Origin of the sequence: Streptomyces sp. NPDC058086, assembly GCF_042885015.1 — a bacterium.
Taxonomy (GTDB): Bacteria; Actinomycetota; Actinomycetes; order Streptomycetales; family Streptomycetaceae; genus Streptomyces.
This window is the reverse complement of sequence record NZ_JBHVST010000197.1, coordinates 1-9,170: the sequence shown is the minus strand read 5'-3', so window position 1 is coordinate 9,170 and position 9,170 is coordinate 1. Positions and strand designations below refer to the sequence as shown.

12 protein-coding genes and 2 pseudogenes are annotated in these 9,170 nt (G+C 67.3%); 10 read left to right on the top strand and 4 right to left on the bottom strand.

Features of this window, described 5'->3' with window-relative positions; genetic code table 11:
- A partial coding sequence (locus ACFVWD_RS56065) for an RNA-guided endonuclease InsQ/TnpB family protein (protein ID WP_389606732.1) occupies positions 1-1,067 on the bottom strand: 1,067 nt, incomplete at its 3' end.
- A 90-nt stretch (positions 1,068-1,157) separates the two neighbouring features.
- Between ACFVWD_RS56065 and tnpA the strand changes: the two are divergent.
- Positions 1,158-1,555 (top strand): annotated as a pseudogene (gene tnpA / locus ACFVWD_RS56060) (IS200/IS605 family transposase).
- A gap of 128 nt (positions 1,556-1,683) precedes the next feature.
- On the opposite strand, the pseudogene ACFVWD_RS56055 reads toward tnpA, so the two are convergent.
- A pseudogene (locus ACFVWD_RS56055) lies at positions 1,684-2,028 on the bottom strand (GNAT family N-acetyltransferase); the annotation flags it as partial.
- Between the two features lie 253 nt (positions 2,029-2,281).
- Here ACFVWD_RS56055 and ACFVWD_RS56050 point away from each other — a divergent pair.
- The 7 genes from ACFVWD_RS56050 (at position 2,282) to ACFVWD_RS56020 (ending at position 7,335) form a co-directional block, all read left to right on the top strand.
- Positions 2,282-3,043 carry an SDR family oxidoreductase gene (locus ACFVWD_RS56050; protein WP_389606731.1) on the top strand — a complete coding sequence of 254 codons (762 nt, stop codon included), beginning with the start codon at positions 2,282-2,284 and terminating at the stop codon, positions 3,041-3,043.
- A gap of 20 nt (positions 3,044-3,063) precedes the next feature.
- Positions 3,064-3,855, top strand: coding sequence for an SDR family NAD(P)-dependent oxidoreductase (locus ACFVWD_RS56045; RefSeq protein WP_389606730.1), 792 nt, complete (start codon positions 3,064-3,066; stop codon positions 3,853-3,855).
- Positions 3,856-3,914: 59 nt separating this feature from the next.
- Positions 3,915-4,622 (top strand): hypothetical protein, encoded by a 708-nt coding sequence (locus ACFVWD_RS56040; RefSeq protein WP_389606729.1) that lies wholly within the window; start codon positions 3,915-3,917, stop codon positions 4,620-4,622.
- Positions 4,623-4,653: 31 nt separating this feature from the next.
- Positions 4,654-5,385: a DUF899 domain-containing protein gene (locus tag ACFVWD_RS56035; RefSeq protein WP_389606728.1), complete on the top strand. Its 732-nt coding sequence runs from the start codon at positions 4,654-4,656 to the stop codon at positions 5,383-5,385.
- Positions 5,382-6,335 carry a sigma-70 family RNA polymerase sigma factor gene (locus ACFVWD_RS56030; protein ID WP_389606727.1) on the top strand — a complete coding sequence of 318 codons (954 nt, stop codon included), beginning with the start codon at positions 5,382-5,384 and terminating at the stop codon, positions 6,333-6,335. The genes ACFVWD_RS56035 and ACFVWD_RS56030 overlap by 4 nt, the downstream gene beginning before the upstream one ends.
- Before the next feature lie 11 nt (positions 6,336-6,346).
- Positions 6,347-6,565: a hypothetical protein gene (locus tag ACFVWD_RS56025; RefSeq protein ID WP_389606726.1), complete on the top strand. Its 219-nt coding sequence runs from the start codon at positions 6,347-6,349 to the stop codon at positions 6,563-6,565.
- Between the two features lie 68 nt (positions 6,566-6,633).
- Positions 6,634-7,335, top strand: a complete 702-nt coding sequence (locus tag ACFVWD_RS56020) for an NAD(P)-dependent oxidoreductase (protein WP_389606724.1) — start codon at positions 6,634-6,636, stop codon at positions 7,333-7,335.
- On the opposite strand, the gene ACFVWD_RS56015 is transcribed toward ACFVWD_RS56020, so the two are convergent.
- Positions 7,329-7,586 (bottom strand): Clp protease N-terminal domain-containing protein, encoded by a 258-nt coding sequence (locus ACFVWD_RS56015; RefSeq protein ID WP_389606722.1) that lies wholly within the window; start codon positions 7,584-7,586, stop codon positions 7,329-7,331. The genes ACFVWD_RS56020 and ACFVWD_RS56015 overlap by 7 nt on opposite strands.
- A 13-nt stretch (positions 7,587-7,599) precedes the next feature.
- Positions 7,600-8,007 (bottom strand): heavy metal-responsive transcriptional regulator, encoded by a 408-nt coding sequence (locus tag ACFVWD_RS56010; protein WP_389606720.1) that lies wholly within the window; start codon positions 8,005-8,007, stop codon positions 7,600-7,602.
- Between the two features lie 84 nt (positions 8,008-8,091).
- Between ACFVWD_RS56010 and ACFVWD_RS56005 the strand changes: the two genes are divergently transcribed.
- Together ACFVWD_RS56005 and rpoA are read left to right on the top strand one after the other, a co-directional pair.
- On the top strand, positions 8,092-8,421 hold the full coding sequence (locus tag ACFVWD_RS56005; RefSeq protein WP_389606719.1) for a hypothetical protein: 330 nt from the start codon (positions 8,092-8,094) through the stop codon (positions 8,419-8,421).
- 141 nt (positions 8,422-8,562) lie between these two features.
- The coding region (gene rpoA / locus ACFVWD_RS56000) for a DNA-directed RNA polymerase subunit alpha (RefSeq protein ID WP_389606717.1) at positions 8,563-9,170 on the top strand (608 nt) is incomplete at its 3' end.

The following is a 9,170-nucleotide window of genomic DNA, read 5'->3' as shown; positions in this document are numbered from 1 at the left end:
GGGCAGGTGCGGGAGGTGTTGCGGGGGTCCACGGCGATCACGTCCCGTCCGGCGCTTTCAGCCTTGGCGTGCAGGATCGTCAGGAACACCCCCCAACCGGCATCGCTGATCGACCTGTTGAGCCCGGCCTTCGCGGCGGCCCCGTTGGGCAGGAACGCGCCCGGCCGGCCGGGATCGGGCTTCGGCGCGGGGTCCTTGCTCATGTTGCGGATCCTGAGGTCTTCGTGCGCGATGAAGTCATGTGCGCGCACCAGACCGAGCGCGGTCTTGTGGGCGTGGTCGAGCCGCTGGCGACGTACCTTGCCGTGGAGCTGGGCAACCTTCTCCACCGCGCGCTGGTGGCTGGCGGTGCGGTCCTTCGCCTTGCGGCGCGGGAACCGGGACAGTGCCTGCTGCGCTGCCTGAAGCTTCGCGGCGGCCCGGCGGCCGTGGCGCGGGCTGGGCACGAACCCGTTGTTGGAGTCGGCGAGGAAGTTCGCGATGCCCAGGTCGATCCCGACCACGGAGCCGGTCGCGGGCAGCGGGTCCGGCTGGTCCTGCTCGGTGGTGAGCACCACAAACCACTTACGGCCCTCCCGCTTGACCGACACGGTCTTGCCCCTGCCGGCCACCGGGCGGTGCCGGTTGACCCTGACGTGGCCGACACCCTGGAAGCGGACGCGGGTCACGGGGTCGTGCGGGGTGGAGTCCCACCGGCAGCCGTCCCCGTCCTTGGGGAAGTCCACCGTGTCGAACCAGTTCACCCCACGGAAACGCGGGTAGCCCGGACGGTCGCCGGACTTGACCCGGCGGAAGAACGCGGCGAACGCCTTGTCGAGACGGCGCAAGGTGGCCTGCTGCGAGGAGAACGACCAGCGGCCCTGACGCTCCGGGTCACATGCCCGGATGTCCTTGAGCTGCGCGGACTGCATCCCGTACCTGACGGTGGTCTTCGAGACATGCCGGTAGGCGTCACGGCGTTCCTGCAACGCCCCGTTGTAGAGGGAGCAGTGATCCCGCAGCATCTCGGACAGTGCCTGAGCCTGCCGGACGGTGGGCCGCATGAGGAACTTGTACGCACGGATCACCCCAACGCCCGCCCCCTCCGGTCGAGTTCACCCAATCCTATTCCATTTGCATATTTGGCGTAGTCACCACGCTGGGAACCAGAACCCGATATCCGACGGGGAAACCACGTCATCCACAACCTCCACGCACACTTGGTATTCGTCACCAAGCACCGGCGTGAAGTCTTCAACGACGAGATGCTGACGCGCTGCGAGACGATCATGCGGGACGTGTGCGAGAGCTTCGGCGCACAGCTACGGGAGTTCAACGGCGAAAGCGACCACGTCCACCTGCTCGTGCACTACCCGCCGAAGATCGCCCTGTCCACACTCGTCAACAGCCTCAAGGCGTCAGCTCCCGCTACCTGCACGCGGAGTACACCGGCCGGATCAACCAGACCGGCACCGGGCCTGTGCTCTGGTCCCCGTCCTACTTCGCGGGATCCTGCGGCGGCGCACCACTGAGCATCGTCAAGGACTACATCGACAACCAGAAGCGCCCAGCCTGACCATCACCCCGCAGACCCAGAGAACTCCGGCGCTTCGCGCCTCCGGGCCGAGGATCGCATTCCCGCCCGGCCTGAAGACCGGGATTCCCTGCGAAGATTCAGAGGATGGGAGGTGGCCGCCCGCAGTGCCCGTGCCGCACCACCGCCAGCCGACACAGCTCCCGGACGGCCGCGGTCGCCACGCCGCGGCCGACGACGTGCTGTGCGACCCGGTAACCGAGCTCAGCAGTGCCGTCCCCGAAGCGGTATAGGTTGAACCGGCCCAGAACCGAGCCATCCTCGGCAACGAGCACGTAGAAGGCGCCAATGCCGGCCTCTTGCTCAGCCAACAAGGCGCCGTACCGGTCGGCGAACTGGTCGAAGAACTCGTCACCGCGGTCGGAGACCGAGGCAGCGAAGTAGGCGCGGTTCGCCAGCTCGAAGGCCAGGACCGCCGGGGCATGGCCAGCATGCAGCCGCTTCAGCTCGGGCACCGCCCGACTCTGCCCGGATGATGCGTTGAGGCCACCTGAGTTTCCGCCAGCGGCAGACAGTCCCCCAGACCAGGGCACATAACGGGCTCGCGGAGCGCGTTGACCAGCTGTTCCCGCGCTTGGACGTCAAGTCCGGCGAAGGCCGCGCGCAGCAGTGAAGGCGGTGTCGGCCCAAACTCATCGGTCATGCGGCCGGATGGGCGCCGATGAGTTTCGCGCTGCGATCGCCTCTGTATGGGGTAGGAGGTAGTTGATGACGAGCTCATCGCAGCAGCCGGTGACCACGGCGGTGGTCACCGGAGCCAGCCGCGGTTTCGGAGCGGCGATCGCCGCCGCGCTGATCGACCGGGGTCACCGGGTCGTCGGCGTCGCGCGCACCGCCGAGGCGCTGGCGGACCTGCGCCGGGAACTGGGACCCATGTTCGTCCCGGTGGTCGCCGACGCGACCGACGCGGAGACCGCCCGCACCCTGATCGAGCAACACCAGCCCACACTGCTCGTGCTCAACGCGGGCGCGACGCCCGCCGCCGGCCCCGTGCACGAACAATCGTGGGAATCGTTCAGCCGCAACTGGCAGGTTGACACCCAACACGCTTTCCACTGGATCCGCGCGGCGCTGCGACACCCACTGGCGCCCGACAGCCTGGTGGTGGCGATGTCCAGCGGCGCCGCACTGCGCGGCTCACCACTGAGCGGCGGATACGCGGGCGCGAAAGCGATGATCCGATTCCTCGCCGCGTACGCCGCGGACGAATCCCGTCGCGCCGCCCTCGGCATCCGCTTCGCCACCGTGCTGCCGCAGATCACGCCGGCCACCGAACTCGGCGCCGCCGGTGTCGCCGCCTACGCCCAGCGTCAGGGAATCGACACCGCCACATTCACCACAGCACTCGAACCGCTGCTCACGCCGGCCATCGTCGGTGCTGAGATCGCGCGACTGTGCGAGGACACCGACAACCGGGACCAGCCGCGGGCATACGAGCTCAACGGACGCGGACTTCACGCGCTGGCGTGAATCACAAGAAAGAGAAGGATATGTTGCTGGAAAACAAGAACGTGGTCGTCTACGGCGGCGGCGGAGCGGTCGGCGGTGCGGTCGCCCGCGGATTCGCCGACGAAGGTGCCACGGTCTTCCTGACCGGGCGAAATCTCGACACCATCAACACCGTCGCCAAGGAAATCGGCGCTGCGGGCGGAGCCGTCAAGACCGCTGTGGTCGATGCCCTGGACGAGAAATCCGTCACCGAGCACCTCGATGCCGTCGTGGCCGACGTCGGCAGCATCGACGTGTCGTTCAACGCGATCGGAATCTCACCGAGGGGACTACAGGGAATCCCGTTCACCGACCTACCGGTCGACAATTTCATGCGACCGATCACGACCTATGCCCAGGCGCACTTCGTGACCGCGAAATCCGCCGCAGGGCACATGATCCCCCGGGGCTCGGGAGTGATCATGATGAATACGCCCGAACCCGCCCGCGTGAGCCTGCCCCTGGTCGGCGGCATGAGCGTCGGCTGGGCGGCGATGGAAGCCCTCAACCGCGCGCTGTCCGCCGAATGGGCCCAGCACGGCGTCCGCTCGATCTGCCTGCGCACCACGGGCTTGATCGGGACACCGGTCATCGATGTCGTGTACGGGCTGCACGCCGACGCGGTGGGCATCCCCAAAGACCAGCTCATCGCCGCCGCCGCCGCGATGACCCACCGCAAGCGCCCCACCGTACTGGCCGAACTCACCTCGGTCGCGGTATTCCTCGCCTCCGACCGGGCAGCCGGGATGACCGGAACCGTCGCCAACCTGACCGGCGGACTCATCGTCGACTGAGCACAACACGCCCGGCCGCCACATCGGCGGCCGGGTCACCCCAACAGAGGAGCAAGGCGATGAACGATCTACTCGCGACCGCGGTCGCCGCGCACGGTGGTTTGGACCGGTGGAACCGGATCCGGTCGATCCGCGTCGACGCCGCCATCACCGGGGCCTTCTGGCAGGTCAAGGGAAAGGCTGACGCGCTGAGGGACGTCCGCTTCGAAGTGGACACCACACAGGAACGGCTGACCATGGACTTCGTCGGTCAGAACCGCCGGTCGGTCTTCCAGCCCGACCGGGTCGTCCTGCGGCAGGCCGACGGCACGGTTGTCGACGCGCGCGACGAGCCGGAACGGTCGTTCGACGGCCACCAGTTCCAGACGCCGTGGGACGACCTACATCTCGCGTACTTCACCGGGGAAGCACTGTGGACGTACGTGAACACGCCGTTCCTGTTCACGTGGCCCGGGTTCGTCTGCGAAGAGATCGCGCCCATCGAGGCCGACGGTGAAACCTGGCGGCGGCTGAACGTGACCTTCCCCGACCACATCAAGACCCACACCCGCAAGCAGGTGTTCTGCTTCGGCCCGGACGGGCTGCTGCGCCGCCACGACTTCACCATCGACATCGTCGATCCGGGCACCGAGTCACAGCTTTACGCCGCCGACTACCGCGATATCGACGGCATCATCGTGCCAGCCACCCGACGGGCCTACGCCCCCATGGGCGACGACCGGACCGTCCTGGTCGCCATCGACATGGCCGACATCACCGTCTGTTGAGCCGAATTTCCTGCCACACAAGGACGTCACGATGAACAACACTCACCAGGCCGGGGTCGTCACGCCAGCGGAATGGGAGGCCGCGCGCCTGCGGCTGTTGGCGGCGGAGAAGGACGTGACTCGCGCCCGGGACGCCCTGGCCGCTGACCGCAGGCGGATGCCGTGGCTGAAGGTCGACCAGGAATACGTCTTCGACGGGCCAAACGGGAGGGTCCGCCTGCCCGACCTGTTCGACGGCCGCCGTCAGCTGCTGCTCTACCGCGCCTTCTTCGAGCCGGGGGTGTCGGGCTGGCCCGACCACGCGTGCGTCGGCTGCTCGCTGATGGCCGACCAGGTCGCCCATCTCGCGCATCTCAACGCCCGCGACACCACGCTGGCCTTTGCCTCACCCGCACCGCAGCCCGATATCGAGCGGGTGAAAGCGCGCATGGGCTGGGTCATACCTTGGTACACGATCACCGACGGCTTCGCCGCCGACTTCGGCGTGGCCGAGTGGTATGGCACGAATGCCTTCATCCGCCACGGCGACAGCGTCTACCGCACCTACTTCATCAACGATCGCGAACACGAACTGATGGGTGGGACGTTGAACTCCCTCGACTTCACCGCGCTCGGACGCCAGGAGGACTGGGAGGACTCCCCGGCAGGTTACCCCCAGGTGCCGCGATACTCGTGGCTGAACCGACACGACGAATACGGCCCGACTGAGCCGGCCAGCCACCCCTGCACCGTCGACCCGGGGCGCGGATCATGCACAGTATGACTGAGACCCAGGCCGGCAACGAGGACTTCGGGCGGTTGAGCGAACCGTTCCGACGCGAGCTGCTCGCTTACTGCTACCGCTTGCTCGGTTCGGTCGACGAGGCCGAAGAAGTGGTTCAGGACGTCTATCTCGACGCCTGGCGGGGATACGACGGGTTCGAGGGCCGATCGTCGTTGCGTACCTGGCTCTACCGCATCGCGACCCGGGCGTGTTTCAAAGCGCTGGAAAAGAGCAGGCGCAGGCCGCTGCCGGCCGATCTCGGCGCCCCCGAGACACACCCGGAGGCCAGGCTGGTCGAGCCAACCTCGGAGGTGTCGTGGCTCCAGCCGATGCCCGACCTTCTGTTCGCCGCCGCGCCGACCGATCCGGCAACCGTTGTGGTGCAACGACAGACCATGCGGCTCGCCCTGATCGGAGCACTCCAACAGCTACCACCGCGACAACGAGCCGTGCTGATCCTGCGCGACGTGCTGCAGTGGCGGACCACCGAGGTCGCGGAACTGCTGCAGATGACGGCAGCGGCCGTCAACAGCGCGCTGCAGCGAGCGCGTGCCCAGGTTCCGCTCAACGAGGACGGTCTGACCGAACCCGCCGAACCACGGCAGCGAGCCCTGCTCGACCGCTACGTCAACGCATTCGAAACCGCGGACGTCGATCAACTCGTCGCGGTACTGACCGAAGACGCACGATGGGAAATGCCGCCAATCGCGACCTGGTTCGAAGGCCGCGACACCATCGTGGCTTTTCTGCTCAGGCAGATGCGGATAATCGGTCCAGCCGAACTGGTCGCCACCTCCGCCAATGGACAGCCCGCCTTCGCGGTGTACGCCCGCGGCCGTGACGGTGTGCGCCGTCCACACGCACTGCACGTACTGACAGTCACCGCCGAGGGCGTCAGCCGGATCGTCGCGTTCCACGGCTCTGGGCTGTTTCCGCTGTTCGGACTCTGACCAGGCAACGCATGGCCGAACAGGAAAACACCGAAAAGCACGACGCCGCGCTGCACGCGCAGCTGCGGCTGTTCTGCCAACTCATGCTCGGTTCGGCCGACGCCGCCGACTGCATGATTCAGCAGATTTACCGTTGTGCAATCGATTACCACGACGAGCAGGAGAATTGCCCATCGGAACGCGTTCAGCTGTTCCGTATCGCGGCCGCCCTCTGCGGGGTCCGCCGATAAGGCCGTCGCGCTGGTGAGGGCCGGCGCGTGTCGGAGTTCGGCCAGTTTTTCACACGAACAGGAGAATCATGCAAATCGGAGTTATCGGTGCCACCGGCACTATCGGCAGCCGAATCGTCACGGAGGCGCTCGACCGCGGGCACCAGGTCACGGCGTTCAGTCGCGACATCTCTGGCATTCAGGACAGTCGTGCGAACATCCAATGGCAGAACATCGATGTCACCGATGCCGACGGTATCGCTGCGGTCCTACCCGGCCTCGACGTCCTGATCAGCGGATTCGGCGCTGGCAATGCCGCCAACGACCCCGCTGACGCCCTGGCGCGCGCCATCGCCGACCCCGGCATCTACGCACGGGCGGCCGCGGCGTTGCTGACCGCACTGGAAAGCTATTCCCGGGTCCGGCTCATCGTCATCGGCGGCGCCGCAAGTCTCGAGGTCAAGCCCGGACTGGTGTTCTCCGACTCCGACGAGCTGCTCAATGCCGCGATCGACAGCTTGGGCCTGCCAAGGGAATATGCCGCGGCAATGCACGGCCACGGCGACGCCCTGAACCTCTTTCGCACCTCTAACCGGCTCTGGACCTACCTCAGTCCGGCCGTGGAAATCGCCCCCGGCGAACGCACCGGCCGTTTCCGGATCGGCGGCGACCAACCCGTCATGGACGCCGAGGGCCGCAGTCGCATATCCGTCGAGGACACAGCCGTCGCCGTTCTCGACGAAGTCGAGCTTCCGCGTTTCGTGAAGCGCCGCTTCACCATCGGCTATTGAGCGGGGCGGCGCTTGCGACGGGTGCGGCGCCCGAAGGCTGTGCGGGGGGGGGCGTTGACGTAGCAGTGGAGTTGGCGCTTGATGTCCGCCACGTCGACGCCGAGGGTGTGGAGGACACGGCGAGCCCGGGAGCCGGGGTTCGTCGCGATGACCGCCAGAAGCTGGGGCGTGTTGACCACGACAGGGGCAAAGGTCGGGGTGCGCTCGGTCGCCAGCTGCTCGGCGGCGGCCAGCGCGGCCTTTGCCTCCACGGAGAACACGGGATCACATACGTGCAGGGCCGCCGATGATGCCGCAGATGTCCGCGCCCGCGCATGTACTCGGGTCGGTGGCGGCGGCACGCTCGGCCAGGCCGCGCAGAGCGGAGCGGGTCTTGCGCAACTCGGCCATGCGCCGCTCGATGTCGTCGTGGTGCTGCTGGATCAGGTCGGTGACATGGGCGCACGGTGCCTCGCCCGAGTCGCGCAGGACGAGGATCGAGCGGATCTCCGCGAGGGTCAGGCCGGCCGACTGGGCGTCGCGGATGAAGGCCAGTCGGGCGCCGGTCTGCGGCGAGTGGTCGCGGTAGCCGCCCGATGTGCGAGGTGGGGCGGGCAGCAGTCCAGCCTGCTCGTAGAAGCGGATCGTCTTGGGCGTCAGATCGTTCGCGGCGGCCAGTTCTCCAATGCGCATACGGCCGAGGCAACGCCTTGACCTTCCAGTGCGCTGGAAGGTCTAACGTCGGTCGCATCCGCAGTGACCTGGGAGGAAACGGCCATGCGCATCACGGTTCTGGCCGTGCTCGACTGCCTCAACGCACCACTGGCGCGGGAGCGGATCGAGCAGGCACTCGACGGGCGCGCGGCAGAGGTGGAACTCATCGAGGTCCCCGACGAGGCACAGGCCGCACGGCTCGGCATGACCGGCTCCCCTACCGTCCTCATCGACGGCACCGACCCCTTCGCCGCACCGGGAACAGCCACCTCCGTCTCCTGCCGTCTGTATCGCAGCCCGGACGGGCGGACCGAGGGGGCGCCAAGCGTAGACGACCTGCAGCGGGCGATGTACGTCGCGGAGGCGGCCACGACTGCGACTGCCCGCCCATGAAGGGAGGTCCGCAGCCTCCTCGCTGAGTTGGGGAGACGGGCGGTTCGGCCTCTGCGGAGACCGTATCGCCGGTATCGCCCGTACCCTTCGTGGTGTCCACGGCGTCACATAGCGGGCGCCAAACCACTGGAGGCAACACCCGTGCTGATTGCTCAGCGTCCGTCCCTGACCGAAGAGGTCGTCGACGAATTCCGCTCCCGGTTCGTGATCGAGCCGCTGGAGCCGGGCTTCGGCTACACCCTCGGCAACTCCCTGCGCCGTACGCTCCTGTCCTCGATCCCGGGTGCGGCGGTCACGTCCATCCGTATCGACGGCGTGCTGCACGAGTTCACCACCGTGCCGGGCGTCAAGGAGGACGTCACCGACCTGATCCTTAACATCAAGCAGCTCGTCGTGAGCAGCGAGCAGGACGAGCCGGTCGTGATGTATCTGCGCAAGCAGGGCCCGGGTCTGGTCACCGCCGCCGACATCGCGCCGCCGGCCGGTGTCGAGGTGCACAACCCCGACCTCGTCCTCGCCACGCTCAACGGCAAGGGCAAGCTGGAGATGGAGCTGACCGTCGAGCGCGGTCGCGGTTACGTCTCCGCCGTTCAGAACAAGCAGGTCGGTCAGGAGATCGGGCGCATCCCGGTCGACTCGATCTACTCGCCGGTTCTGAAGGTCACGTACAAGGTCGAGGCGACCCGTGTCGAGCAGCGCACCGACTTCGACAAGCTGATCGTCGACGTCGAGACCAAGCAGGCCATGCG